Source organism: Sphingomonas turrisvirgatae (genome assembly GCF_001721295.1).
Lineage (GTDB): Bacteria > Pseudomonadota > Alphaproteobacteria > Sphingomonadales > Sphingomonadaceae > Sphingomonas > Sphingomonas turrisvirgatae.
The window spans coordinates 1-25335 of sequence record NZ_MDDS01000022.1; the positions used below are offsets into that span (position 1 = coordinate 1).

Annotated in this window: 25 protein-coding genes; 13 read left to right on the top strand and 12 right to left on the bottom strand. The window is 62.3% G+C overall.

The window, feature by feature from the left end:
- Positions 1-649: 649 nt before the first annotated feature.
- From BFL28_RS21845 to BFL28_RS09300, 3 genes are all read right to left on the bottom strand, one after another.
- Complete coding sequence (locus BFL28_RS21845) at positions 650-991, bottom strand: GGDEF domain-containing protein (RefSeq protein ID WP_119184576.1); 342 nt, start codon at positions 989-991, stop codon at positions 650-652.
- Positions 988-1653: an NAD(P)H-dependent oxidoreductase gene (locus tag BFL28_RS09295; protein WP_079247042.1), complete on the bottom strand. Its 666-nt coding sequence runs from the start codon at positions 1651-1653 to the stop codon at positions 988-990. Before BFL28_RS09295 ends, BFL28_RS21845 begins: the two co-directional genes overlap by 4 nt.
- A gap of 114 nt (positions 1654-1767) precedes the next feature.
- Positions 1768-2424, bottom strand: a complete 657-nt coding sequence (locus tag BFL28_RS09300; RefSeq protein ID WP_069320286.1) for a Crp/Fnr family transcriptional regulator — start codon at positions 2422-2424, stop codon at positions 1768-1770.
- Between the two features lie 74 nt (positions 2425-2498).
- Between BFL28_RS09300 and BFL28_RS09305 the strand changes: the two genes are divergently transcribed.
- From BFL28_RS09305 to ccoS, 9 genes are all read left to right on the top strand, one after another.
- Complete coding sequence (locus tag BFL28_RS09305; protein WP_206599100.1) at positions 2499-2843, top strand: hypothetical protein; 345 nt, start codon at positions 2499-2501, stop codon at positions 2841-2843.
- 98 nt (positions 2844-2941) lie between these two features.
- Entirely contained in the window at positions 2942-4600 is a 1659-nt protein-coding gene (gene ccoN, locus BFL28_RS09310; RefSeq protein ID WP_069320288.1) for a cytochrome-c oxidase, cbb3-type subunit I, read from the top strand.
- An 11-nt stretch (positions 4601-4611) separates the two neighbouring features.
- A complete protein-coding gene (gene ccoO / locus BFL28_RS09315) occupies positions 4612-5346 on the top strand; it encodes a cytochrome-c oxidase, cbb3-type subunit II (RefSeq protein WP_069320289.1) in 735 nt (244 codons plus the stop codon).
- Positions 5343-5504: a cbb3-type cytochrome c oxidase subunit 3 gene (locus BFL28_RS09320; RefSeq protein WP_069320290.1), complete on the top strand. Its 162-nt coding sequence runs from the start codon at positions 5343-5345 to the stop codon at positions 5502-5504. The genes ccoO and BFL28_RS09320 overlap by 4 nt, the downstream gene beginning before the upstream one ends.
- Positions 5497-6459, top strand: coding sequence for a cytochrome-c oxidase, cbb3-type subunit III (ccoP, locus tag BFL28_RS09325; RefSeq protein WP_069320291.1), 963 nt, complete (start codon positions 5497-5499; stop codon positions 6457-6459). The genes BFL28_RS09320 and ccoP overlap by 8 nt, the downstream gene beginning before the upstream one ends.
- On the top strand, positions 6446-7990 hold the full coding sequence (locus BFL28_RS09330) for a 4Fe-4S dicluster domain-containing protein (protein WP_069320292.1): 1545 nt from the start codon (positions 6446-6448) through the stop codon (positions 7988-7990). The genes ccoP and BFL28_RS09330 overlap by 14 nt, the downstream gene beginning before the upstream one ends.
- Positions 7987-8424, top strand: a complete 438-nt coding sequence (locus tag BFL28_RS09335; RefSeq protein ID WP_069320293.1) for a FixH family protein — start codon at positions 7987-7989, stop codon at positions 8422-8424. Before BFL28_RS09330 ends, BFL28_RS09335 begins: the two co-directional genes overlap by 4 nt.
- Positions 8421-10526 (top strand): heavy metal translocating P-type ATPase, encoded by a 2106-nt coding sequence (locus BFL28_RS09340; protein WP_069320294.1) that lies wholly within the window; start codon positions 8421-8423, stop codon positions 10524-10526. The genes BFL28_RS09335 and BFL28_RS09340 overlap by 4 nt, the downstream gene beginning before the upstream one ends.
- Entirely contained in the window at positions 10523-10702 is a 180-nt protein-coding gene (gene ccoS / locus BFL28_RS09345; protein ID WP_069320295.1) for a cbb3-type cytochrome oxidase assembly protein CcoS, read from the top strand. Before BFL28_RS09340 ends, ccoS begins: the two co-directional genes overlap by 4 nt.
- A gap of 320 nt (positions 10703-11022) precedes the next feature.
- Here ccoS and hemN read toward each other — a convergent pair whose 3' ends face one another.
- The 5 genes from hemN to BFL28_RS09375 all read right to left on the bottom strand — a co-directional run bounded on the left by hemN (position 11023) and on the right by BFL28_RS09375 (position 14747).
- Positions 11023-12444 (bottom strand): oxygen-independent coproporphyrinogen III oxidase, encoded by a 1422-nt coding sequence (gene hemN, locus BFL28_RS09355; RefSeq protein WP_338152248.1) that lies wholly within the window; start codon positions 12442-12444, stop codon positions 11023-11025.
- 16 nt (positions 12445-12460) lie between these two features.
- A complete protein-coding gene (locus tag BFL28_RS09360) occupies positions 12461-13159 on the bottom strand; it encodes a Crp/Fnr family transcriptional regulator (RefSeq protein ID WP_069320298.1) in 699 nt (232 codons plus the stop codon).
- A gap of 144 nt (positions 13160-13303) precedes the next feature.
- On the bottom strand, positions 13304-13600 hold the full coding sequence (locus BFL28_RS09365; protein WP_241527281.1) for a TehB family protein: 297 nt from the start codon (positions 13598-13600) through the stop codon (positions 13304-13306).
- Positions 13600-13971: a group III truncated hemoglobin gene (locus BFL28_RS09370; RefSeq protein WP_119184577.1), complete on the bottom strand. Its 372-nt coding sequence runs from the start codon at positions 13969-13971 to the stop codon at positions 13600-13602. The genes BFL28_RS09365 and BFL28_RS09370 overlap by 1 nt, the downstream gene beginning before the upstream one ends.
- A gap of 86 nt (positions 13972-14057) precedes the next feature.
- Positions 14058-14747, bottom strand: coding sequence for an alternative oxidase (locus BFL28_RS09375; protein WP_069320301.1), 690 nt, complete (start codon positions 14745-14747; stop codon positions 14058-14060).
- Positions 14748-14822: 75 nt separating this feature from the next.
- Here BFL28_RS09375 and BFL28_RS09380 point away from each other — a divergent pair, with 75 nt between their 5' ends.
- Both BFL28_RS09380 and fixJ read left to right on the top strand, forming a co-directional pair.
- The gene (locus BFL28_RS09380; protein WP_079247043.1) at positions 14823-16391 is read left to right on the top strand and encodes a PAS domain S-box protein; all 1569 of its coding nucleotides are present in this window, start codon (positions 14823-14825) and stop codon (positions 16389-16391) included.
- Positions 16381-16992 carry a response regulator FixJ gene (gene fixJ / locus BFL28_RS09385; RefSeq protein ID WP_069320302.1) on the top strand — a complete coding sequence of 204 codons (612 nt, stop codon included), beginning with the start codon at positions 16381-16383 and terminating at the stop codon, positions 16990-16992. Before BFL28_RS09380 ends, fixJ begins: the two co-directional genes overlap by 11 nt.
- Positions 16993-17009: 17 nt before the next feature.
- Here the strand turns inward: fixJ and BFL28_RS09390 are convergent, their stop codons facing one another.
- The 3 genes from BFL28_RS09390 to BFL28_RS09400 all read right to left on the bottom strand — a co-directional run bounded on the left by BFL28_RS09390 (position 17010) and on the right by BFL28_RS09400 (position 20732).
- Positions 17010-18071 (bottom strand): DMT family transporter, encoded by a 1062-nt coding sequence (locus BFL28_RS09390; RefSeq protein ID WP_338152249.1) that lies wholly within the window; start codon positions 18069-18071, stop codon positions 17010-17012.
- Positions 18029-19627 carry an FMN-binding glutamate synthase family protein gene (locus BFL28_RS09395; protein ID WP_069320328.1) on the bottom strand — a complete coding sequence of 533 codons (1599 nt, stop codon included), beginning with the start codon at positions 19625-19627 and terminating at the stop codon, positions 18029-18031. Before BFL28_RS09395 ends, BFL28_RS09390 begins: the two co-directional genes overlap by 43 nt.
- 460 nt (positions 19628-20087) lie before the next feature.
- Positions 20088-20732: a hypothetical protein gene (locus BFL28_RS09400; RefSeq protein ID WP_131818624.1), complete on the bottom strand. Its 645-nt coding sequence runs from the start codon at positions 20730-20732 to the stop codon at positions 20088-20090.
- Between the two features lie 228 nt (positions 20733-20960).
- On the opposite strand from BFL28_RS09400, the gene BFL28_RS09405 reads away from it, so the two are divergent.
- Positions 20961-23045: a catalase gene (locus BFL28_RS09405; protein ID WP_069320304.1), complete on the top strand. Its 2085-nt coding sequence runs from the start codon at positions 20961-20963 to the stop codon at positions 23043-23045.
- A 597-nt stretch (positions 23046-23642) separates the two neighbouring features.
- Here the strand turns inward: BFL28_RS09405 and BFL28_RS09410 are convergent.
- Complete coding sequence (locus tag BFL28_RS09410; RefSeq protein ID WP_069320305.1) at positions 23643-24131, bottom strand: Lrp/AsnC family transcriptional regulator; 489 nt, start codon at positions 24129-24131, stop codon at positions 23643-23645.
- 144 nt (positions 24132-24275) lie between these two features.
- Here BFL28_RS09410 and BFL28_RS09415 point away from each other — a divergent pair, with 144 nt between their 5' ends.
- Complete coding sequence (locus tag BFL28_RS09415) at positions 24276-25196, top strand: DMT family transporter (RefSeq protein ID WP_069320306.1); 921 nt, start codon at positions 24276-24278, stop codon at positions 25194-25196.
- Positions 25197-25335: the final 139 nt, after the last annotated feature.

Here is a 25335-nt window from a genome sequence, read left to right on the forward strand (position 1 = left end):
GCGTTCGCCGCCGAACTTGAACAGCAACGGGCGGGGTTAACCCCGCCCGTTGCTTCACCTGCGCTCATGCGCGACAACACCGGTCGGTCTCTGGTTGCCGCTGGATGAAAGGCGGGGGTCACGTCAGATCTTCGACGACTACATCGTCGCTTACATCAGGACCCTAACCAAGAGTCACCGGGTGCGGGCACTCAATCTAACGATTGTGGACGGCTTCTGCGGGGGCGGTCGTTATCTGCTCAATGGCGTGGAAGCCGACGGTTCGCCGCTACGGATGCTCGCATCCGTTGAACGTGCGAGGGTGGAGGTAGCGGCGGCCCGTGCAATGGGCATCGACTTTCCCTGGACTTTCATACCAGATAGCACGTGCCAGGTTGTTGGCCGCGATCTCCCTCTCCGCGGCCGTGAGCGAACTTGCCGGCTTGTTGAGATTCATCGGTCCCTCCATTGCTGACGCAAGCTAGCGTTTATCAGGGTCCCTAGCTAGCAGGGGTTCGTTCAAGGTGGAGGGGGCGCCGTCGCTGGTCCCAATTCATGCGAGATGTGGAACTTTGCGAGGCGCTGAAGTCCGAAGTCGAGCCCCTCACAACGCCTCGCTCAAGACCCAGGAGCCGGCTCCCAACCTGGGGCGTTCGAACGCGGCCGACGCTCACGCGGCAAGAGACATACGGTTTCTCCCGGACGCCTTTGCAGCATAGAGCGCTTGGTTGGCTGCAAGGAGCCAATCCCCCGATGAGAAGCCGGGCTGGAGGGTTGCAATGCCGCCACTGACCGTGCCTCGCACGAAGCGCCCGTTGTGAGCGACGGTGACATGCCGTGCAAATCTCGCTCGCACGCGATCGCAAATCGTCCTGACATCGTAGGCATCGCTCTGATGATGAATGCGAGACGGCTTGCCGGAACTCTCCCCGACCCTTTCATTGCGGTGTTCGATATGCCTGCGGCGGACGACTTTGGGCGCAGCATGCCACTTTGCTGTGCCCTTCTTCAGAAGTCGGGTGGCCTCATCAGGCGCGGTGGGAGATTACCGTATTTAAGGACGGCACCGCGCTCTCGCGCCGTCTGACGGACTACTTCGAGATGTTCATCGACGAAGCGCTGTTTTAGTCCTGGAACGATCGCGTCGAAATGGATGTGATGGCAGTCGGCGAAGCCCAACGCGCGAGTAAGATAGGTGTCGAAGGCCTGCTTCAAGGCAAGCCACTGGCCGCGCTCCTCAAGCCACGGACGGGTAGCCGCCGACGTTGAAATGATCGTCAGTCGTTTCCCGCTGAGTTCGGGATTGGGCAGGTTTGCCTTCACCTCCTCGGCCGAGAAGTTGGCGCCGAGCACGCGATCAACATACCCCTTCACGATCGCCGGCGGCATCCCGAACCAGATCGGGTAGACGAGAACCAGCATATCGGATGAGGCGATCTGAGTAAGCGAATGGGACACGTCCCATGGCACAAGGTAGTCGGGGCCGGGCATCTCCTTCGCCTTCAGCGCTGGATCGAAACCCCGTTGATAAAGGTCGTCGACGACGGCAACCTGACCGAACTCTTCTGCTTCCTCGCACCAGGTCTTTGCAATGGCATGATTAAAGCTGTCCGCGCGAGGATGCCCTAGCACTACCAGATGTCGGATCTCGCGGCTGGATTTGTCCTCAGTCATTGCATTCTCCTAAAAAGATGCGTGTCGGCGGTCGGGCATTACGCTTCGGCCGCCCCCGTCTTTGGGGCCGCAGCTTGGTGACAGGCCGATACGGGTTGCCCGGCATGGCTCCTCTCAACCGCAGACTGGATCGGCGCGCTGAGCTAGGCCCGACCGGTCGGCTATGCGGATCCGCCGGCGCCCGGCATCGACGAGTCCATCTGCCTCCCAACGGCTGATGATCCTGCTCACTGTGTGAAGCGTGGTTGCCGAGAGCTCGGCCAGCTCCTGGCGAGTAGCGGGTGTAAAGTTGGCTGGTTCGGGAGCCACTCTGAGCAACGTCCGCGCAACCCGTTGTTCCACGGGCTGCGTCGAGACCTCATGCAAACGTTGCAGCATCTCCTCATTGCGGTGCGCGATGATCTTGAGAACGCTGCTGGCGAGCCACGCGTTCTCCTGAAGCATGTTCTCGGCTCGCTCGATCGGCCAGCCTAGCGTCCTGACGTCCGTAATGGCGGTGGGGGGCGCTGGGTAAACCATCCCCCCGAAGACGGCAGCAGCGCCCGGCAGGGCGCCGGGGCCGAGCAAATGAACGGTCATTGCCGCGCCGCGGGGCGAGGTTCGCCATACTCGGACACGCCCCTCGATAATTGCTAGCAGCTGATCGGCGCGGTCTTCCTCGTAGAATAGCGTTTCGCCCGGCGCGAATGTCCGCAGCGACCCGGTGCGGTGAAGCTCCTGCAGGAGGTCTGCAGGCATGTTCTCGAAAAAAGGGCCACTCGGCTGGGACATGCGCCCTTGTCGCCAGTGAATCGTCGCCCTTCTTTGACGGATATCAAATTCAGCGCGCTATATTCGTTGCAAACGTGACGCCGAAGCAGGGCCGATGCTCCTGCAAAAGAGGCGATCGTATGCCGATTGGTGGGTTTGCTGCGCTCTTTGCGCTGCTAGTGCTGTCGACACTTGCATCAGGCTATCTCGCGTTGTTTCGCGCCAATGCCATCGCACGCGACCTGGAAACGCCAGAGCGCGACATCACGCCAGGCAAGACCCGCCCGCCCGGCCAGCGTGTATCGCGGCGAGCCGGCCGCATCGCGCTGACGTGGTTCGTCCTTTCGAACATCGCGCTGGCAACCTTTCTTCTGCTCTACATCACCGGAACCATCGATCCCGGTTGGACGCGCAACGATCCTACAGTGCAGCGGCCGTGAAGCGATGAAGCTTTGCATATCATCAACGGAGCGTGGGCGACCGATCTCTCCGGCGCGCGCCTGCACACACCCAACATTCTCCACTCTGCCGAGGCATCATGGATAACACGGTTTCGAACGCCTTCGCCTGGCTGATCCTCGGCATCCTGGCTATATTTGCGGCCGCCGCAGCCGCCGACTCCGGCTTCAGTTTCCACATGGCAATCATGGCGGCGGTGGCGCTCGGGGTCGCCTTCCTAACGATGTCCCGGGGCGATTGGTCCGAGCGCACGACCCCGACTGTTCCCGTTGGGCGCTACTATGACGAGGTCATTCGCTGGGGCGTGATCGCGACGGTCTTCTGGGGAGTGGTCGGCTTCCTGGTAGGCGTCGTTATCGCGTCGCAGCTCGCCTTCCCCGACTTGAACCTGAGTGAACATACAAATTTCGGTCGCTTACGACCTCTGCACACCTCCGCGGTCATTTTCGCGTTTGGCGGCAATGCGCTGATCGCGACCAGCTTCTACGTGGTTCAGCGCACGTGCCGCGCGCCTCTGGCATTCCCTGCGCTATCTCGCTTCGTGTTCTGGGGATACCAGCTGTTCATCGTCCTGGCGGCGACCGGCTATGTGCTCGGCATCACGCAGTCGAAAGAATACGCTGAGCCCGAGTGGTATATCGACCTGTGGCTCACGATCGTCTGGGTCGCCTATCTCGTAGTGTTCGTGGGCACGGTCATCCGCCGTGCCGAACCGCACATCTACGTGGCGAACTGGTTCTACCTCGCGTTCATCCTGACGATCGCGATGCTGCACATCGTCAACAACTTGGCGGTGCCGGTCTCGCTGCTCGGTGCCAAGAGCTACTCGGCGTTTGCCGGGGTGCAGGATGCGCTGACCCAGTGGTGGTATGGCCACAACGCGGTGGGGTTCTTCCTGACCGCCGGCTTCCTCGCCATGATGTATTACTTCGTGCCCAAGCAGGCCGAACGGCCGATCTACAGCTACCGGCTTTCGATCATCCACTTCTGGTCGCTGATCTTCCTCTACATCTGGGCTGGCCCACACCACCTCCACTACACTGCGCTGCCCGACTGGGCGCAGACGTTGGGAATGGTGTTCTCGGTCATGCTTTGGATGCCGAGCTGGGGCGGCATGATCAACGGCCTCATGACGCTGAACGGCGCATGGGACAAGATCCGCACCGACCCGATCATTCGCATGATGGTATTCGCGCTGGCCTTCTACGGCATGGCGACGTTCGAAGGTCCGCTCATGTCGATCAAGAGCGTCAACTCGTTGAGCCACTATACCGAGTGGACGGTAGGCCATGTTCACAGCGGCGCGCTCGGCTGGAACGGCATGATCACGTTCGGCGCCATCTACTACATGGTCCCGCGCCTGTGGGGCCGTAGCCGGCTCTATTCCCTACGGATGATCAACTGGCACTTCTGGCTCGCGACACTGGGGATCGTTCTCTACGCCTCCTCAATGTGGGTGGCGGGCATCACCCAAGGGTTGATGTGGCGCGAATATGGCGAGGACGGTTACCTCGTTTACGCCTTCGCAGAGGTGGTCGCGGCGATGAAGCCCTATTATGTGATCCGCATCGCCGGCGGCCTCCTCTATCTCGCCGGCGCGCTGGTGATGGTCTGGAACGTGTGGATGACCATCGCAGGTCGGCTGCGCGACGAGGCGCCCCTCAGCACTGCTTTCTACGACCCCGAGAAGGACCGACCGCTCGTGCCCGCTGGCCCGCGTTCGGCCGTAGCCGCCTGAAGGAGCGCGCCATGTCCACAAAGCTCCTCGATCACAAGAAGATCGAACGCAACGTCACCTTGCTCGGCGTGCTCTCTCTGGTCGTCGTAGCGATCGGGGGCATCGTCGAGATCGCGCCGCTTTTCTGGATCGACTCGACGGTCGAGAAGGTCGAAGGCGTGCGTCCCTACACCCCGCTCGAGCAGGCTGGGCGTGACATATACGTCCGCGAGGGCTGCTACAATTGCCACAGCCAGATGGTTCGACCGTTCCGCGATGAAGTGGAGCGGTATGGCCCTTACAGCCTCGCTGCCGAAAGTATGTATGACCACCCGTTCCAATGGGGTTCGAAGCGGACCGGGCCCGACCTTGCTCGCGTCGGCGGCCGCTATTCGGATGAGTGGCATGTGCAGCATCTCAAGAACCCTCAATCCGTGGTTCCGGAATCGATCATGCCGCGCTACGCGTTCCTCGCACAGCGAGACCTTGCAGGATACGATGCAAAGGGGTCGCTGACGGCTCTATCGCGGGTCGGCGTTCCCTACTCGAAGGAAGACATCGAGAAGGCGGCCGCCGACATGATCCTACAGGCGACCCCGTTCTCCGACACCACCGATCTCATGAAGCGATATCCCAAGGCGCAGGCGCGGGACTTCGACGGCGATCCGACGCGGGTCACCGAGATGGACGCGATCGTCGCCTACCTGCAGATGCTCGGCACCCTCGTCGATTTCGAGTCCGCCAAGCCGCAGGAGCAGGCGCGATGAACTACGACCAGCTTCGACACTTCGCGGACAGCTACGGGCTCGTGTTCATGGGCATCGTGTTCCTCTGCTTGGTCGGTTGGACGTTCCGGCGCGGCGCTCGACGAGATCTCGATCGGGCCGCCACGATGATTTTCGATGAGGATCGCCAGGATGGCTGATGGCAAGCGGATCGATGAGGCAACCGGCACCAGCACGGTCGGTCACGAGTGGGACGGGATCGAGGAACTCGATACGCCCATGCCGCGCTGGTGGCTCTACACGCTCTATGCGACGATCGTCTTCGCGATCGCCTACTGTGTGGCGTATCCGGCCTGGCCGCTGGTCGATCGCGCAACGCACGGGGTTCTGAACTGGACCAGTCGCTCTGCCCATGCCGAGGAGATGCGAACCGAGGGCGCGCGCCGTGCACCCACCATCGCGGCGCTCGCGCGCATACCGATTGAACGCCTTCCCGAAGACTCAAAGCTGCTCGACACCGCGGTCGCGGGCGGGGCCTCGGCGTTCAAGGTGCATTGCGTCCAATGCCATGGATCGGGCGCCCAGGGGTTCAAGGGCTACCCCAACCTGAATGATGACGACTGGCTGTGGGGTGGCGACCTGAAGGCGATTGAGCAGACGCTGCGGAACGGCATCAGGCAGCCGGGCAACGAAGAGACCCGCACATCGATGATGCCTGCGTTCGGGCGCGACCAGATCCTCACGCCGGCGCAGATCGAGGAGGTGGTCAGCCACGTGCTGACCTTGTCCGGACGCGAGAAGCCCAGCGCTGCCTCTCGTCGCGGCGCCGCGCAGTTCGCAACCAATTGCGCCGCTTGCCACGGCGCTGGAGGAGAAGGGAACCGGACGCTTGGTGCGCCCAAGCTCACGGATGCGATCTGGCTCTATGGTGGCGATCGGGAGTCGATCCGCCAGACGATCCACAACTCGCGCAACGGCGTCATGCCGGCCTGGGGTTCTCGATTAGATCCGGTCACAATCAAGATGCTGTCCGCCTATGTGCATTCGCTAGGCGGTGGAGAAGATTTCGTTCCACCAGCGCCGAAGCCGAGCACGGCAGCGCCAAGCGCGGAGGCGGCGGCCACGGCCGCGCGAACCAAGAATGGCAAGCCCTGACGACCTGACCGGTCCCAAGATCAAGCTCTTTGAGGCCCGGGAGAAGATCTTCCCGAAGGCCATCAGCGGGAACTATCGGCGGCTGAAGTGGGCGATCATGGCGATCACCCTCGCCATCTATTACGTGACGCCGTGGTTGCGCTGGGATCGCGGCCCCTATGCACCTGACCAGGCGGTGCTGGTCGACATAGCGAACCGTCGGTTCTTCATGTTCGCCATCGAGATCTGGCCGCACGAATTCTACTATGTGGCAGGCCTGCTCATCATGGCCGGCATCGGCCTGTTCCTCGTGACGTCCTCCGTAGGCCGTGCCTGGTGTGGCTATGCCTGTCCGCAGACAGTCTGGACCGACCTGTTTCTGCACGTTGAGCGGCTGATCGATGGTGATCGCAATGCGCAGATACGTCTTCAGCGGGCGCCATGGACCGCCGGCAAGGTCGCCAAGCGTGTCACCAAACATGGCATATGGCTCTTGATCGCAGTCGCAACCGGCGGCGCCTGGATCTTCTACTTTGCCGACGCGCCCACCCTCGCGCGCCAGCTGTTTGCCGGCGACGCGCCGTTCGTAGCCTATGCCACGGTCGCCATTCTCACGGCGACCACCTATGTGCTCGGCGGCCTAATGCGCGAACAGTTTTGCATCTACGCCTGCCCCTGGCCACGTATTCAAGGCGCGATGCTCGACGAGAAGTCGCTGATCGTGACCTACAAATATTGGCGCGGCGAGCCACGGACGCACGGGACGAAACGGGCGGGTGAAGCTGCCCGCCGCCCGGAAACCGACCATGGCGGCGATCCACAGCCGGGCGTGCCATCGCTCGAACCGATCGACGTTGCTGCGCAGATGACCGCACGGATCGGCGACTGCATCGACTGCAATGCCTGCGTGTCGGTATGTCCAACAGGGATCGATATTCGCGAGGGATCGCAAATCGGGTGCATCACCTGTGGCCTGTGCATCGATGCCTGCGACGAGATCATGGATAAGATTGGGAGGCCGCCGCGGCTGATCGGTTATTCGACGGTTGCGGATGAATTTGCAGCCGCCGAGGGACGCCCGACCGAGAGCGTCGCGCGTCGGCTCTTCCGCCCTCGAACGATCGTCTACTTTCTCATTTGGGGTTCGATCGGCCTCGCCATGCTGTTCGCGCTGGGCACACGTCAGCGGCTCGACCTCTCCGTCAGTCAGAATCGGAACCCCGTCTATGTGCGACTGTCCGATGGGAGCGTTCGCAACGCGTTCGAGCTGAAGGTCCGCAACATGCAGAGCCGGCCACGCGAGGTCGAAGTTTCGGTCAGTGGGGTGCCTGGTGCGGTGATCTGGTCTGCGAATGGCAGCAGGGCGAACGGCGCAAGCACATTGCGTATGAACCTGCCGGCCGACCAGGTCGCCAAGACCAGACTGTTCCTGGCAGCTCCGGAGGCGGGGCCGGCGCGAAGCGAGCTGACCTTCTCCGTCCGAGCACTCGACGCAGAGGGAGGACAGGCCAGCCAGACCAGCTTCTTCGAACGACCTGAGGCAGGGCAATGACGCACCGATTTACCGGATGGCACATGCTCGCCGCGATGCTGCTGATGTTCGGCACGATCATTACCGTCAACGTCGTGATGGCGAGCGTCGCGGTGTCGACATTCGGTGGTCGCGTGGTCGACAACAGTTATGTTGCGAGCCAGCGCTTTAACGGCTGGCTAGCGCAGGCGCGGGCACAGGATGCGCTCGGCTGGACAATCGAGTTGTCGCGCTCGAAAGGGGGGCGGCTCGAACTGCGAACCAATGCCCCAGCTGGCGCGGTCGTCACGGGTATCGCCGAGCACCCATTAGGACGTGAAGAGAGCCGAGCGCTCCGTTTCACCGGCAACAATGGCTTGTTCAGCGCCGGAGCGCCCCCGGGTCGATGGCTCATCAAGCTGGAGGTGAAGCACGGCATCCACGTAGCCAGATACGTGCGCGAGATTCGCGCATGAACGCTGTGACCACGTTCGCCGTCGAGGGCATTCACTGCGCCAGTTGCATAGCGAAGCTGGAGCGCGGGTTGTCGGGCCATGGCGGCATCGCAGACGCTCGGGTGAATTTTACCACGAAGCGACTTCGTATCGAGCATGACGAAGCGGTCGGCTTGGAAACGTTGAAGGATGCCATCGGGCGGGTCGGTTTTGAGGCGCATCCCTTCTTGGGCGAGGCTGATACCGGGGCAAGTCGCGAAACTCGTGAGTTGGTGAAGTGCCTTGCTGTCGCGGGCTTCGCAGCGATGAATGTAATGCTGCTCTCGGTTTCCGTGTGGTCCGGGGCCGATGGTGCGACGCGGCAGCTTTTCCACTGGCTTTCCGCGCTGATCGCCATACCGGCGGTAGCCTATGCCGGCCGGCCTTTCTTCAAGAGCGCCTGGCGAGCGTTGCGGCACGGCCGCGCCAACATGGACGTTCCGATCTCGATCGGTGTGATCGTTGCGTGCGGCATCAGTATCTATGAAACCTCCATCTGGGGGAAGCACGCCTATTTCGATGGCGCGGTCACCTTGCTGTTCTTCCTGTTGGCCGGCCGCACCTTGGATTCGGTGATGCGCGCTCGAGCGCAGGACGGGGCGGCTGCGTTGTTGCGTCAGACGGCGCCGGGAGCGCTGGTCGTGCAAGCTGACGGCACGAGCCAATGGCGCTCGGCTGAGGAGCTTGCGCCAGGGATGCGCATTCTCGTCGCTGCGGGCGAGCGGCTAGCTGCGGACGGTGAGGTCCAGGACGGGGTGAGCAGCATCGATCGCGCGCTCGTCACTGGCGAGAGCAGGCCGGAGGCGGTCGCACCGGGCAGCTCGGTCCTGGCGGGCACGATCAACCTGGATGCCCCAATCACCGTCCGGGTCACCGCGGCAGGCGAATCGACAGCGATCGCCGATATCGCGCGCTTGATGAACGCGGCGGGCGGCAGCAAGTCGCGCTACGTGCGGCTCGCCGACAGGGCAGCGCGCATCTACGCTCCGGCTGTCCACACGTTGGCTGCGCTCAGTTTGGTGGGTTGGATGATCGCGGGGGCCGACTTTCACCAGGCTGTAACCATCGCCGTGGCCGTGCTCATCATCACCTGCCCATGCGCATTGGGCTTGGCCGTCCCAGTCTCCCAAGTGGTGGCAGCGGGCGCACTGATGCGAGCCGGCGTGCTCATCAAGGACGGCTCAGCGCTGGAGCGGCTGGCCGAGATCGACGTGGTGCTTTTCGACAAGACAGGCACACTCACTCTCGGCCGTCCGGAGCCTGCCGGTGAACTGCCGCTGACGCCGGATGAGCGTCCGTTGGCGCTGGCGCTGGCGAGAGCCAGCCGGCATCCCCTGTCAAAAGCGCTCGCATCGGCACTGAATCGCGCGGGCGTCACTGCGGCTGAACTTACCGATCTGGCAGAGCAAGCCGGACGCGGAGTCGAGGGCGTCTGGCAGGGATTATCGGTCAAACTGGGCAATCCCAGAACATTCGGCATGAAGGTGGACGACGCCACCTTGACGACGGCTTTCCAAGTCGAGGGCCGGCCACCGAGACTGCTCCAATTTCGCGACGCGCTCCGGCCTGATGCAAGAGAAGCGGTGGAGCGGCTGCGCGCACAGAGCCTGGAAGCGGCGATCGTGTCGGGGGATCAGTCCAATGCGGTTGCTGACATCGGCCGGGATCTTGCGCTCACTTCCAACGCCGAGCTGTCGCCGCGTGACAAGTTCGAAGCGATAGAGGCCCTGACGGCGCGGGGCCGCCGCGTCCTGATGGTAGGCGATGGGTTGAACGATGGTCCGGCGCTCAAGGCGGCACACGTCTCGATCGCGCCGTCCTCGGCAAGCGATGTCGGGCAGACCGCCGCCGACCTGCTGTTCCTCGGCGATCGGCTGCTTCCTATACCGATCGCGATCGCGGCTGCGCGGCGCACGATGCGGGTGGTGCGCCAGAACCTCGTCATGGCCATCGGCTACAATGTGATTGCAGTGCCACTCGCGCTTGCCGGGCAGGTCACGCCGTTGATCGCGGCATTGGCGATGTCCGGTTCTTCGATCCTTGTGGTGGGCAACGCCATGCGGCTGCGGACTGCGGCGCGTTGAACGGGCTCGCGCTCCTCATTCCCCTCGCTCTCCTACTGGGGCTGCTCGGGCTGGCCGCATTCTTCTGGTCCGTCAGGAGCGGGCAATACGAGGACATGGACGGCGCCGCGATGCGAGTTCTCATCGATGATGACGAACCTACAATAACGCGCTCATCGGGTAACGGACCGAAATGATGCTCCTCCTTCGCCAGACGCTGGCCGCTCCGCGAGGGAATACACTGGCGTCTTGCGATGCGCGCCGCCTGAGGTTGGATGCCGCGATATGGGGATGATGGGAGGCTTCGCGGGCCGATTGCTCGCAACTGGCGGTGCATTCGGCCTTGGCTTGGCTGGGATGGATCTTCCTGCTTCCACGATGCAGGTGGCGATGTGTGGGGGCGGAAGTGTTCGGCTGCCCATCGGTCCCGACAGGGACGAGCCTTCGAGCAAATGCCCTTCCGCCTGTCACCTGGGGAGCGAGCGCAAGCGCCTCGATGACGACCGCGACGATAAGCCTAGACCGCGCGACTGAAGCGGTGCTGCCCGCCGCCACGATAGCTGTCGAACGCGGCTGCCGCGATGCGCGCGTATGGCCGTCCCTCGGGCAGCAAGGTCACACGACATTGGTCGAGCTTGACGAGGCGATGCTGCTCCATCGCCCGTAGCTGCTCCAGACATGGCAGCACTGCCGTTGCAGGGCGGTCATGCTGGCGCGAGACCTCGGCGAGGTCTACGCTACCGTCACACAATAGCCTCTCGATCAGCTCCCCGCGAAGCCGGTCGGTCGGCGTGACCAGGACGCCTCTTGCGCCGGCAAGCCGTCCATTAGTCACCCGCATGCGGTATTGCCCCACATGTTTCTCGTTTTGCACTAGCACGTTGCCGAACTGGCTGATTGCCGACGATCCCAGTCCGATAAGCACGTGAGCCGGATCGTCTGTGAATCCTTGAAAGTTGCGCTGGAGGCCGCCGCTCCGGGCAGCGCGTGTAAGGCTGTCCTCAGGCCGTGCGAAATGATCGAAGCCGATCGCCTCATAGCCCGCGTCAATGAGGAGGTCATGAGCAAGTGCGCTCTGCCAAAAGCGCTGCTCCGCGCTGGGGAGCGCGTCGGCTTCGATCATCCGCTGCCGCGGCAGCATGTGAGGAACATGGGCGTAGCCGAACATCGCGACCCTGTCGGGCTGGAGCGTGAGGGCGGACGAGATGGTCGCCGCGATATCGTCCAGCGTCTGGCCGGGAAGGCCATACATGAGGTCCAGGTTCAGATGCTTGACCCCCGCCCGCTTGAGCATGGCGGCGCCATTTGCGACTAGGTGGAATGGCTGGACGCGGTTGATCTTTGCCTGAATGTGATGAGAGAATGTCTGAGCGCCGAGGCTCGCACGATGGAAACCTGCAGTGCCGATGATGTCGGCCATTGCGGCGTCTAGGTCGCGTGGATCGAGCTCGACGGCCCATTCTGCCGAGTTTGAGATATCGAAGGCCGCCCTCAGGCTATGCACCACTCGAGCGAACAGCGCGGGACCTAATGCATTCGGACTGCCTCCGCCGAAATGCACTGATATCGCCTGGCCTTGCACGAGGGGAGCGACCAACGCTATTTCCGCCTCGAGGGCATCGATATATTGCGTCAGACGCTCAACGCGGCCGACGGCACCGGTGTTGCACCCGCAATACCAGCAGATCTGGCGGCAATACGGGACGTGAACGTAGATCGAGATGGGCTCGGCAACACTGATCTGGCTCAATGCCTCGAACTGCTGCTCGGCGCCCACCGAGCTGCCGAATTCTGCTGCAGTGGGATAGCTGGTGTAGCGCGGCGCGTTTAGCTTCGCGAACTCAGGGATGTAAAGATGCATGGCCTGCCGTGACAGGCTCCGATCGCTTGCGCTTTGCGCTTTGTCAAAACGCGACCGTTCAGGGTGGGGCAGCGGCAAGTCGCTTGCTGTGCGCTCAAGCGGCATGCGCTGCCAAGGTATCTAAACTACGGATCAGGATTCCGTGACTTCCTTCCCGGCAAATTGCCTGCTCGTTTTCGAGCGAGGTCAGTGTGCGGCTTACCGTCTCGATAGACAGGCCGAGCAACTGCGCCATCTCTCCCCGTTTAAGCGGAAGATCGAAAGCTATTTCACCTGGATAAGACGCGTGACCAGCTGCCCGGAAGAACGACAGGATCAGTGCTGCGACCCGACCCTTTGCATGACGTTTCGAGATGAGATCGATGAGGTTGCGGCTTTCAACGAGCTCACGGCTGACTTCAGCTAGAAGGCGCTTAGCGAGGGCAGCACGCGCTTCGATCAAAGCCTCGAACTGGCCACGCGGGAAAAGACAGGCCTCGCTATCAGTCAGTGCTGTTACGTGCAGCGTCTCGGACGACGCGAGCGGTTGGCCGAGCAGGCCTGCGGGATGGATGAGCGCTACGATACGTTCAGTCCCGTCTTGATCGATCGTCGATATCTTGGCCGCGCCACGGGTCAGAGTGGCACATACGGTTGTGGCGTCCCCTGCCGCTACGATCGTCTCGCCGCGAGCATAGCGCCTTTGGCGACCCATGCGGACAAGACTGTCTCGGTCGTCCTGGGACAGCGCTGCGCAGACCGCTCGATCAGCGACGGGGCAGGCTTGGCAGGCGATCGGCGCAGACGAAATCATGCAAATGGCCTTTTACAGTGATAGGGGGGCGCTGCGGCCGCAGGCATTGCGCAAGGATGCTCAGCAGCGAGATGGCTTCCTTGCCGCCCTGGCACCTGCAGGAACGGATCCACGGGGCCAGAACGTTTCAGAGACCTAGGTTGGTCACTCAGCCGAGTGCCGAAAGAATTGCACATGAAACCGGACGGGACCCACCGGCGCCACGCGATGCTTGATGGTAGGTTCTACGATGCCGGGGGCAGTTGCAGGGGTGAGGATCCGTTCCGATCGCTCTCGCCTTGCGTCGTCGATGATGTAGTTTAGTTGCCCTTCCTCGACCACGATGACGCCCCAGGTCCCCGCCTTCGTGCTATGGTCGCCTAGTAATCCAGCCGGCACGTCGCTCTCGCAGAACGTCGGCGTGCGCTTGTAGGGGGCAGCGTCGAAAGGCAGTTGCGCCATCATCGCACGCTCCGTTCTCGCGCATAGTGCACACCCAACTGCAGGCTTTCTGCGATCATCTCTGCTTTAGCCTGCACCGAAGCGGCTCTATCGGCTTCGAGCAGCTCCGCGCTGGTAGCTTTCCACAGCTCCAGCCAGCGCGCGAAATTCTCCGGGGTCATCGCGTGTGCATGTCGAAGGTGTGCGATCATCGGTTGCCCCTTGTAGCGGCCGCTCGCCAGCATCACCGAAGACCAAAACGCTTTCAGCCGCTCAAGATGATGCGGCCAGTCCGCGATGGCGCTTTCAAAGATGGGACCCAAGATTGGATCTGTCCGCACCCGGTCGTAGAATGTCGGCACCAGGCGATCGATATCGTCCTCCGTGATCATACTGCTCTCCGGCCACATTCAAGTCGAAACGCCAAACGCCGCTGCTAAGCGCGAGTGAGGGGCGCGGATGGCCGCGCCCCGCAGGGTCAGGCCGCCTTCTTCCAGATCGGCTCGAGTGCGACGTGCGGCGGGCAATCGGCGACGGGACCGCTCGGCAGGCCGGCGAGTTCGTTGGCGAAGCCGTGGTTGACGTCGCGGTGGTGGGCCTCGTCGGCGCGGACAACCAGCACGACATCGCGCAGCGTCGCATCCTCGGGCAGGTTCCAGTAATCCTTCGCGATCTGCGGCGCTGGCACATTGGCGCTGCGGCCCTCGTCGATCTCTGCCAGATAGTGCGTGTAGCTGATCACCGCCTCTTCCTCGAAATAGCCGACGACGCGGTGCGCGGTCTTCGAGCTGGCGAGGTAGAGACCAAAGAAGAACAGGTAGAACACCCATTGCACGCCGATGATCACCGCACGCTCGAACCAGGTGGGTTTCGAGATTTCGATGAACGTCATCAGGTGCATGCGCTCGTTTTCGGCTTCGTCCATCAAAGTCCTGATCCAGCCCTTGTCGTCGCAGATGCGACGCAGGCACGACAGGTGCGTGATGGTCGCACCGACCATGCCCGGCACGGCGGCAACGGTTTCCAGCACGACGGCGCGGTGGCCGTAGCGCTCGGCGAAGAAGGTGTCGGCGGTCCAGCGCAGCAGCTTGGTGAAGCCATAGGCGATGCGGTCGGACAGCCCCTTGGGCTGATGATGGACGCCAAGGTCGATGAATGGCGGGGTCATGGTCGGTCTCCGGTCGGGTCTGCGTTTCGTGTGACGCCGAACTAACCCGATGGCAGACGCGCCGAAATTCGGATCATGTCCCTACGTAGTTTCACGGAGGTGGCGTTCGCGGCCCTGGCGCGGCATGACTATCGTGTGAACCCGCCGCGCCTGCCCCTGCGCCATACGATCATTCCATCGCCGCCGCTGCTAGTGACGCTGGCGCTGGCGGCGCTGGCCGTCGCGCTGGGGGCGGGCGTGCGCATCGCCTTCGCGGCCGAGTTGGGGCAGCGCGCAACCTATATCTTTTTCGTGCCGGCGGTGGTGCTGGCCAGTGCTCTTAGCGGCCTGCGCGCGGGCGTGGCGGCGAGCATCGCCGGCGCCGCTGTCGGCCTATGGTGCGACCGCATGATCGGGCCGGTCGCGGCGGGCAGCTGGATCGCCGCCGGTGCGTTCGTCGCGATCGGCTGCGCCATCGCATTGGGCGGCGAGTGGTTCCAGCGCGCCCGCGCCGAAGCGGAGCGGGTGACCGAGGGGCTGGCGCGGCGAGAGGCACATCTGCGCTCCTTGCTTGATACCGTGCCGGACGCGATCGTGGTGATCGACGAGGCGGGGCTGATCCGCGACTTTAGCCCGGCCGCTGAACGCATGTTCGGCTGGGACGCAGAAGAGGTGCGTGAACGCAACGTCAGCTTACTGATGCCCGACCCCTACCGAAGCGCGCATGATGGCTATCTCGCGCGTTATTACGACACTGGTGAAAAGCGCATTATCGGCAAGGGGCGCGTGGTGGTCGGCGCGCGCAAGGACGGATCGACCTTCCCGCTGGAGCTGGCGGTGGGTGAGATGCGAGTCGGTGGCCAGCGCCACTTCACCGGCTTCATCCGCGACCTGACCGAGCGGCAACAGGCCGAAGCGCGGCTTCAGGAATTGCAGAGCGAGTTGGTCCATGTTTCCCGCCTGACCGCGCTGGGCGAAATGGCGTCGGCGCTGGCACATGAGCTTAACCAACCGCTATCGGCGATCGCCAATTATCTCAAGGGCAGCCGCATGTTGCTGGCGCGTAGCGACGTGCCTATCGAGCGCGTGAGCGACGCGATCGAGCGCGCCAGCGAGCAGGCGTTGCGCGCGGGCGATATCATCCGCCGGTTGCGCGAGTTCGTCGCCCGCGGGGAGACCGAGCGGTCAGTCGAAAGTCTGCCAAAGCTGGTCGAGGAGGCGAGCGCGCTGGCGCTGGTCGGGGTCAAGGAACATGGCATCCGCGTGCACTATGACTTCAGTCCGGACGTCGACCTGGTGCTGGCGGACAAGGTGCAGATCCAGCAGGTGCTGCTCAACCTCGTGCGTAACGGGGTCGATGCCATGACCGCTGCGAAGGGCGCTGTGCGCGAGCTGACCATCACCATTTTGGCGGCCGAGGACAATATGGCGCAGGTGACGGTGGCTGACACAGGACCCGGGATTGATCCGGAAATCGCCGAACGCTTGTTCCAGCCGTTCGTCACGACCAAACGGACCGGTATGGGCGTCGGTCTGTCCATCTCACGGACGATCGTCGAGGCGCATGGCGGCCGGATCTGGGCTAGCGCGCGCGAGGGCGGCGGCGCGGTGTTCGGGCTGACGCTGCGGCGTGTGGGGCAAGAGGAGCTTTATGATGGCGAGTGACGGGATCGTCTACGTGATCGACGACGACGAGGCGGCCAGGCATTCGCTCGAATTCCTGCTTGATTGCGCGGAAATCCGCGTCCGTGCATTTCCCTCCGCCGATGCCTTCCTCGCCGCTTCGCCACCATTGGCGGGAGCGTGTATCGTCACCGATGTGCGTATGCCGGGGCGCAGCGGGATCGAACTGGTCGAGGAAATGAAGCGACATGGCGCAGATGTTCCTGTGATCGTAATTACCGGTCATGCCGATGTGCCGCTGGCGATCCAGGCAATGCATGCCGGGGTGGCCGATTTCATCGAAAAGCCTTTTGACGATGAGGTCATGCTGACCGCGATCCGACGCGTCATGGCATCTCAGGCGGATGAGGCTGCCCAGCAATCCGAACGCCGCGCGATCCTCGACAGAATCGCTAGCTTGAGCGGACGGGAGCGCGAAGTGATGGAGGGGCTCGCACGTGGCGACGCGAACAAGGCCATCGCTTTCGACCTCGGTATCAGCGCGCGCACAGTTGAAGTCTATCGCGCAAACGTAATGCTCAAGATGCAGGCGAAAACATTATCTGACCTTGTGCGCATGGTAACCACCGCGCGGCTCGGCTAATCGCTAAAGTTGGGGGCTCAGGCCGGCTTCGGTGCACGGGTGACGAGCCAAATACCGCCGCACACCAGAACCAGAGCTGCCAGGTTTTTCCAATGCCAGATGGATTCGCCGAGGAATGCAGCCGAGAGGCCAACACCAAACACGGGAACGAGGAAATTGAACGCGGCGATCAGACCCACGGGGTTATGCTTGAGCAGCAAGCTCCAGATCGCGAACGCCACAGACGACAGCACAACAAGATAAGTGAGCAGCGCGCCGGATTGGAAGTCCAGATAATCGATGTGCCCGCCGAAGACTGTCCCGGCAATGGTAAGCAGAACGCCACCGATCAGCAGTTGCCAGCCGGTCATAACCATCGGATCGAGCGATCGCGATAGCTGCTTGCCGTAGATGGAAGCGACTGCCAGCACGAAGGCGGCGATAACCACAAATCCTTCGCCCAGCAGGGTGAAGTCCAGGCCCAGATCGTTGCCGCCTCCGATGTTGACAACGATCACGCCAAGAAAGCCGATCAGGCAGCCGAGGGCTTTGCGTCCGCTCATGCGATCATCGGCGTAGATGAAGTGCGCCAGCGCAACGCTGAAAAAGACCCCCGTAGCGTTCATAATCGAGGACTTGACGCCGGTTGCATGCGCCAGACCGATGTAGAAAAACACATATTGGATGGCCGTCTGCGTAAGACCGAGCATCATCAGCTGCCCGGCATGGCGAGCGCCCTGGGCGAGCACTGGACGACCCACCGCAGCAGCGAAGATCAGCAAGCCGGCGCCGGCGAGGGTAAAACGCCAGCCCGCGAAGAGCACCTGGCTCGCAATGTCGGTCTTGCCGATGCCGAGCATCGCATAGCCGCCTTTGATCGCGGGATATGCGCTTCCCCACAGCAAGCAGCACAGCGTCGCTAGGACGAAAACGCCTATGCGGCGTTCGTAGAGGCTTCGGCGATCGGGTTGCACAGCGGCCCCGGACGGAACACGCGCCGCCTCAGTCCCGGCAGGCGCCGTGGGCTCGACCGGCCGTGTGGGATTGTGTCGCTCCGTCATCGCGCCAGCTCGAAACTGTCGGAGCGTGCCAGCCGCCATGCCGCGCTGTAGAAGTCGCGGTCGTGCGAGCCGGTCAGCAACTCGCCATCTTCGAGGAAAATGTGCAGCTGAGAAAAAAGCCGGATTTCGGTCAGGGACACGCGACGGACGAGGTGGTGAGGGCCAAGCTGCGAAGGATGATTTAGGCCTGCCGCAGCGATCATCTCCGCCAGAGCCTTCATGGTGTTGCGATGAAAGTTGAAGACGCGCTCGGCCTTGTCCGGAACCACGAGCGCGCGCTGCCGCATCGGATCCTGAGTGGCGACACCGACGGGGCAGCGGTTCGTGTGGCAAGAAAGCGATTGAATGCAGCCGAGTGCGAACATGAAGCCACGGCCCGCGTTGGTCCAGTCTGCGCCTAAGGCCAGCACCGAAGCGATATCAAAGGCACTTACGATCTTGCCGGCAGCGCCGATCTTGATCCGCTTACGAAGCCCGGCGCCGACCAGCGTGTTGTGGACGAACAACAGGCTCTCGCGCATCGGCATGCCAAGATTATCGGCGAACTCGACTGGCGCGGCGCCCGTTCCCCCCTCGGAGCCATCGACCACGATATAGTCCGGCATGATCCCCGTCTCGCGCATCGCCTTGACCATGCCCATGAATTCCCAGGGCTGGCCGACGCACAGCTTCATCCCGACGGGTTTGCCCTTCGAAAGTCGGCGAAGCTCTCCGAGAAACTTGACCAGCTCCAACGGCGTTGAAAATTCGCGATGGCGAGCCGGGGAGATACAGTCCTCGCCCACCGGCACGCCGCGTGTCGCGGCAATTTCAGGAGTCACCTTTTCGCCAGGCAGGATGCCGCCATGGCCGGGCTTGGCACCTTGGCTCAGCTTCAGTTCGATCATCTTGATCTGCGGATCAGCGGCCTGCTCGGCGAAGCGGACTGGATCGAAGCGTCCGTCGGCCGTCCGGCAGCCGAAATAGCCGCTGCCGATCTCCCAGATGAGGTCGCCACCATGTTCTCGATGGTAGGGGCTGATGCTCCCCTCCCCCGTATCATGTGCGAAGCCGCCGAGCCGAGCGCCCTTGTTTAGCGCGCGGATAGCGTTGGCGCTAAGCGAGCCAAAGCTCATTGCCGAAATGTTGAAGATCGACGCCATGTAGGGCGGAGCGCCATCATGTCCGCCGATCGGGATCCTGAAGGTCGCCGGATCGGCGACCGGTGCGGGCCGCGTCGAGTGCGCGATGAACTCGTAACCGTTCTGATAGACGTCCACGAGCGTGCCGAAAGCGCGGTCGCTGCTCTCGTTCTTTGCACGCGCGTAAACAAGCGAGCGCTGCGCACGCGAAAAAGGCGCCTTATCGTTATCGCCTTCGATCAAATATTGTCTGATTTCAGGCCTGATTTCCTCGAAAAACCAGCGCAGCCTGCCAATTATCGGATAGTTACGCCGAACAGAATGTAGAGGCTGAGCGAGATCATATAGACCGATTGCCGACAGGGCGGCGCTCGCGATGAAAAGCGGGACGGCCCAGGCGTGCGGCAGGTAGACGCCGGCCACGATGGCGCTGATGAGACAGACGCCCAGGGCCGTGAAGCGAGTGAAAAACAAGTAGACCTCCGGGCGACCAGAGACTGCGCGCCGTTCGAGCAAAACGATACTGTTAAGGTGTGCGCGGCGTGGCTGCGCCGACTTTGCCTAGGCCAAATTAGCCTAGGGGCGCAGGCGCGGCGTGCTGCTGCCGGCTGGGAGCGTGGCTGCGCGAGGATCTGGGGGGATCGCCATCGCCCTACAATGAGCCTGGACGAGCTGGCTTTCAAGACGGGGCTTGAGATTTGATATTCAGTCAGCGGATACGGCTTCGCCAGTTACACCGGTTCGTGATCATAGACGTTTACGGCACGTGCGCGCGTCGATCGCGATTGCAACGGCGCGGCGGACGCCGGTGTGCCGGCTCCGTTTACCACGTTGAGCCTATGGGAGAATTGCCGCGGCCCGGCGGGATACGCCGGGCCGCTGGCGAGCTATGCTGTTACAATTTGACCTTTCCGCCAGTTCGCCGCGCCGCAGCTTACTGTTGGATCGAGTTCATCGCACGCTGGTCTTCCGAGTAGGTGTCACGCGGTGACAGAATGATCACGGCGGCACTCTTGTTGCCAAATTCCTCGGCAAGAGTGAGCGTGATTCCGGGCTGCGTCCCAGAGTAGGTGTGGAACCCCCCGCCCATTCGCGACTTGGCCTGCGTCGCGGCTCCAAACTTCTTCGTCAGCGCCGGCGCGATAGCAGCGACGCCACCTGGTGCCGTGATATTGTAGGTCAGGCGGCTCACGCGATAACCGGCCGGAGTGATAACTGACACGAGCCGAACACGCTGACCGGAGGCGTCCTTCCACGTGGTTTCGCAGCGCACGAGGTTCATATCTCCGATGCCCCTGGGATGTGCCGAAGCCAAAGCCACCAGATCCGCATACGATTTGCTGCAATCGTCGACCGTGTAGCCATCGCTGCGTTTGAAGCCGTTGGCCTGCAGCGCCTTCTCCGCTGTCGCCATTGCGTCGCCATTGCGCACTCCGAGCACGTCCAAGACCGCTGAAGCGGTTGCTGTAGCTGTGGTCGTGAATAGCGCTGCGGCAGCGATAGACAGCAAGGCGATTTGAGTGCGCATTGAAAGCTCCCCGAAGAGTGAAACCGTCACGTGGATGGGCATGCGCTTCATCGGGATGAAGCGATATGGTTGTCGGACTTTGACCATGCAGGCCGATCGCCAATCAAAAACTTACCCGACCTTCTACAGATGTTTTGATGATGAGGCCGCTGCGGCACTGTCTGCCTCGGCGGCTGCTGACGGCAACTCACTATCGACCGGGTTATGTCGGACGCGACCTGCTGAACCATTGGGTGTGAGGGTCGTTCATTGATGTGATTTGGTATCAGGAGCGAACGAATGGCAGGCCGACCCGAGGGCACGACACGCGGCAATGGCGGTGAGACGCACCAGGGGGCTGGGCCCGGCATAGATCGATTGACGACCAATCACGGCGTTACGATCGCCGACAATCAGAACCAGCTGAAGGCACATGCACGCGGTCCAGTGCTGCTCGAGGACATGATCTTCCGAGAGAAGATGATGCATTTCGATCATGAGCGCATTCCCGAACGGATCGTGCATGCCCGCGGCACCGGCGCGCATGGCTATTTCGAGCTCACCGACAGCCTGGCCGACTTCACGACCGCCCGCATCCTGACCGAAGTCGGCGAGCGCACCGAGGTGTTCGTGCGCTTTTCGACTGTCGCCGGCAGCAAGGGCTCGACCGACACGCCGCGCGACGTGCGGGGGTTCGCGACCAAATTCTACACTAAGGACGGCAACTGGGATTTGGTCGGCAACAATGTGCCGGTCTTCTTCATCCAGGACGCGATGAAGTTCCCCGATCTGGTTCACTCGGTAAAGCCCGAGGCCGATCGCGGCTTCCCTCAGGCGACAGCGGCGCACGATACATTCTGGGATTTCACCTCGCTGATGCCGGAATCGGTCCACATGCTGATGTGGGCGATGTCGGATCGCACCATCCCGCGCTCGTTCCGCACGATGGAGGGGTTCGGCGTCCACAGCTTCCGGCTGATCGATGCCGAGGGGCGCTCGACCTTCGTCAAATATCACTGGAAGCCCAAGCTTGGCCTCCAGTCCACGGTGTGGGACGAGACCGTCAAGATCGCCGGCGCTGATCCCGACTATCAGCGCCGCGACCTGTTCGAAGCGATCGATCGCGGCGACTTTCCCGAATGGGAGCTTGGCGTGCAGCTGTTCGATCAGGAGGCGGCGGACAAGTTGCCGTTCGATCACCTCGACGCGACAAAGATCATTCCCGAGGAACTCATCCCGGTGCGCATCGTCGGGCGCATGGTGCTCGATCGCTATCCCAACAATTTCTTCGCCGAGACCGAGCAGGTCGCCTTCTGCCCCAGCCACCTCGTGCCCGGCATGGACTTCAGCAACGATCCGCTGCTGCAGGGTCGGCTGTTCTCTTATCTCGACACGCAGCTGAAGCGGCTCGGCAGCACCAACTTCCACCAACTCCCGACCAATCGCGCCAAGGGCCGCGAGGGCGGGTGCCCGTTCAGCAACTTCCAGCGCGACGGCCATATGCAGATGAACGTGCCGAAAGGCCGCGCGAACTATGAGCCCAACAGCCTAGCGCTCGCCGGCGAGGGAGGTGGTCCGCGCGAGGATCCGCAGACCGGCTTCACCAGCTTCCGCGAACCGATGGAGGAAGGGCCGAAGAGCCGCATCCGGGCGGAGAGCTTTGCCGATCACTATAGTCAGGCGCGCCTATTCTGGCGCTCGATGCACCCGGCCGAACAGTCGCACATCGTGTCCGCATTCACCTTCGAGCTCTCCAAGTGCCAGTTCGAGCATGTGCAGCAGCGCACGATCGCAAATCTGCGCAATGTGGACGAGGATCTCGCCGCGCGCGTCGCGAAATCGATGAACGTGGACTTGCCGCAAATTTCGCCGGCCGCTCAGCCGGTGCAGGACCTGCCACCCTCGCCTGCTCTACGGATCGTCGGCAACATGAAGGAGACGCTGGAAGGGCGCTGTGTCGGCATTCTGATCCACGATGGCTCCGATGCCGATGAGATCGCTGCAGTCCGGCAGGCGGTGAATGAAGCTGGTGGGCGGTGCTTCGTCGTCGCTCTCAAGATTGGTGGCGCCAAGCTGTCGGACGGTAATGTCTGCAAAGCCGATGGCCAGCTCGCCGGATCGCCATCGGTTCTGTTCGACGCAGTCGCGATTATCCTCAGTGACGACGGTGCGCGGGAGCTCGTTGGCCATGGATCGGCCGTTCAATTCGTGATGGATGCGTTCGGTCATTTGAAAGCGATCGGCTATAGTAAGGATGCTCAGCCGCTGCTCGATAAGGCGGGCGTCCAGTCGGATGAAGGCGTGACGGGCTTGAACACTGGGTTTATCAGCGCTGCAAAGCAACGCTTTTTCGACCGTGAGGCTCAGGTGCGGGCGACGCCTTGAAGCGAGTCCTCGCGCGTTAACCTTGCTGGAGCGAGTCAGCGCCAGGCGTGTCGATCGATGCCGCGCGCGCCTGGAAGCATCGCGCGGGTAAGCGGTCATTCCAGCAATGAAGCGGCTTCCCGCGCCTCGTCCAGCGTCAGCGACCGACATGTGACCTGTGCTTGGACGGATTCGCGTGCCTGTGAAAGTTCAGCGTCATGCCGGCTACGCTCGCTTCTGCCGCTACCGGGTCAGCGGGCTTTTCATATCGGGCAGCCCCGTTGTCGCGCATCAAGATCGCGCCGAAGCTTCTTCAAGGCTAACTTCGCTAAACGTTCAAGCCGGACATTTGTCGGTATTGGCCCCTCGGTTCATTTATGGTGATCGATCAGGCTGGGGATTCTACCGCTTTGCATGATTTTCTGAAATAGGTGCCAAGGCGACGGCTAGGCATCGATGCCGCCGTCGCTCAGAAATCAATATCGATGAATGACGTCGGCTATGGGATAGTGTCCTGCTCGCCTGTGGTTGGCGCGTGTCTATCACCTCGCAGGCAGCTTAAAATGGGTAGTCAGCTGCCGGCCGCTCCGGATGCGGCGGATGCACACCAGCCATGTCCTATTGGACGATCACTTCAGCTCCAAACTTGACGCGATCGAGCGCGATTAGGCTGCGGAAGCTGGCCACGGCTTCATTTTGGGCAAAGAGCCTGCGGGTGATCGCCTCATAGGCCGTCATATCAGGCGAGAGGATAACCAGCACAAAGCTGATGCCGCCAGTGACATAGTAGCACTGCTGGACTTCTGGCGCGTCGCGGAACAGTGCTTTGGCGGTGTCCACGGTGGTTAATCGCTCATCAATCAAATGGACTTCGACGATCGACGTAATTGCCATCGCTACCGCCGCCGTATCAACGATGGCGACATTGCGCATGATAACGCCGGCATCCTCCATTGCCGCAATCCGACGCTGGACGGCTGCGGCGGAGAGGTTGACGGCTTCTGCAATCGCCCTCTGTGGCGTCTTGTTGTCGCGCTGGACAATGCGTAGGATTGCGCGATCGAAGGTATCAAGGGAAGGACGGCGGACTGACGGAGTGCGTGGCATGGGCGAGTAATTGTTGCATTTGTCCCGTCAATCAAGCGCACTTCGCTCGCGAGGGTGATGATATGATCCAGCATCATCAGCGAGGTTTACGCCGTGATCCCACCTTCCGCCGATCCAGTCGGCACCAGTCGAGTTTCAGTTGGCATGGCCTGCGGTATGGGGGCGGGCGCTCTTTGGGGCCTGGTGTTCCTCGCCCCGGAGCTAGTAGGCGACTTTAGGCCGCTTCAGCTCGCAGTGGGTCGCTATCTCGCCTACGGCATCATCTCGGCTATGCTGATCGCACCGCGTTGGCGGGCGCTCGTCGGCACGCTGAGGCGGCGCGACTGGCTGGCGCTCGTTTGGCTCTCGCTTGCGGGCAATACACTCTACTACATCCTGTTATCGACCGCTGTGCAGGACGTCGGCATTGCCACGACCTCGCTCGTCATCGGTTTCCTTCCGGTCGCCGTGACGATCATTGGTGCTCGCGATCGCGATGCTGTGCCGCTCGCTCGCCTTGCGCCCTCCCTGCTGCTCTGTGCAGCCGGCGCGATCTGCATTGGGTGGCAGGCGCTCGGTCGTCCCGCGTCCGCCAATTCCGACCGTGAGCTTGTTGGCTTCATCTGCGCGATCGGAGCGCTTGTCGCTTGGACCGCCTTTGCGGTAGGAAATGCCCGCGCCCTAAAACGGCTCGATCGCGTGTCCGTCCACGATTGGAACCTGCTGACTGGCGTTGTCACCGGCGCGCAGGCCGTGGCGCTTCTTCCGCTTAGTGCGGCGGTCGATCCGATCCAGCACGCAGTGAGTGCTTGGGTGCAATTCGGCGCCGTGTCGATCGCTGTCGCGGTCGCTGCTTCAATTCTCGGCAACGCGCTGTGGAACCGCATGAGCCGCCTGCTACCGATGACGATGGTTGGGCAGATGATCCTATTCGAGACGTTGTTCGCGCTGCTCTACGCTTTTATGTGGGAACGCCGCTTGCCCTCGCCACTTGAAGTCGCTGCCTTCGCACTCGTCGTCGCCAGCGTGATTAGCTGCATTACCGCTCATCGGAGCAGGCAAGCCTTGAGGCACGCTCTCGCTTAATCGAACGGCCGCTTTGGGCGTCGTTAGACGCCCGTCCGCTGCTTGGTCCGCGTTGTCAGCGCCCAAACATCGACTGAGGTGGAAAGCAGACGCTGGGATTGGCGGTTGGTAAGCATCAAGCACGGAGTGAGCCGGTCCC

Bases quoted from the DNA above. Each gene is read 5' to 3' on its own strand.
- BFL28_RS09295 (WP_079247042.1), bottom strand. From the start codon at position 1,653: ATGACTGAGGACAAATCCAGCCGCGAGATCCGACATCTGGTAGTGCTA.
- BFL28_RS09300 (WP_069320286.1), bottom strand. From the start codon at position 2,424: ATGTCCCAGCCGAGTGGCCCTTTTTTCGAGAACATGCCTGCAGACCTC.
- ccoN (WP_069320288.1), top strand. From the start codon at position 2,942: ATGGATAACACGGTTTCGAACGCCTTCGCCTGGCTGATCCTCGGCATC.
- ccoO (WP_069320289.1), top strand. From the start codon at position 4,612: ATGTCCACAAAGCTCCTCGATCACAAGAAGATCGAACGCAACGTCACC.
- BFL28_RS09320 (WP_069320290.1), top strand. From the start codon at position 5,343: ATGAACTACGACCAGCTTCGACACTTCGCGGACAGCTACGGGCTCGTG.
- ccoP (WP_069320291.1), top strand. From the start codon at position 5,497: ATGGCTGATGGCAAGCGGATCGATGAGGCAACCGGCACCAGCACGGTC.
- BFL28_RS09330 (WP_069320292.1), top strand. From the start codon at position 6,446: ATGGCAAGCCCTGACGACCTGACCGGTCCCAAGATCAAGCTCTTTGAG.
- BFL28_RS09335 (WP_069320293.1), top strand. From the start codon at position 7,987: ATGACGCACCGATTTACCGGATGGCACATGCTCGCCGCGATGCTGCTG.
- BFL28_RS09340 (WP_069320294.1), top strand. From the start codon at position 8,421: ATGAACGCTGTGACCACGTTCGCCGTCGAGGGCATTCACTGCGCCAGT.
- BFL28_RS09360 (WP_069320298.1), bottom strand. From the start codon at position 13,159: ATGATTTCGTCTGCGCCGATCGCCTGCCAAGCCTGCCCCGTCGCTGAT.
- BFL28_RS09365 (WP_241527281.1), bottom strand. From the start codon at position 13,600: ATGGCGCAACTGCCTTTCGACGCTGCCCCCTACAAGCGCACGCCGACG.
- BFL28_RS09370 (WP_119184577.1), bottom strand. From the start codon at position 13,971: ATGATCACGGAGGACGATATCGATCGCCTGGTGCCGACATTCTACGAC.
- BFL28_RS09375 (WP_069320301.1), bottom strand. From the start codon at position 14,747: ATGACCCCGCCATTCATCGACCTTGGCGTCCATCATCAGCCCAAGGGG.
- BFL28_RS09380 (WP_079247043.1), top strand. From the start codon at position 14,823: ATGTCCCTACGTAGTTTCACGGAGGTGGCGTTCGCGGCCCTGGCGCGG.
- fixJ (WP_069320302.1), top strand. From the start codon at position 16,381: ATGGCGAGTGACGGGATCGTCTACGTGATCGACGACGACGAGGCGGCC.
- BFL28_RS09390 (WP_338152249.1), bottom strand. From the start codon at position 18,071: ATGGCGGCTGGCACGCTCCGACAGTTTCGAGCTGGCGCGATGACGGAG.
- BFL28_RS09400 (WP_131818624.1), bottom strand. From the start codon at position 20,732: ATGAAGCGCATGCCCATCCACGTGACGGTTTCACTCTTCGGGGAGCTT.
- BFL28_RS09405 (WP_069320304.1), top strand. From the start codon at position 20,961: ATGGCAGGCCGACCCGAGGGCACGACACGCGGCAATGGCGGTGAGACG.
- BFL28_RS09410 (WP_069320305.1), bottom strand. From the start codon at position 24,131: ATGCCACGCACTCCGTCAGTCCGCCGTCCTTCCCTTGATACCTTCGAT.
- BFL28_RS09415 (WP_069320306.1), top strand. From the start codon at position 24,276: ATGGCCTGCGGTATGGGGGCGGGCGCTCTTTGGGGCCTGGTGTTCCTC.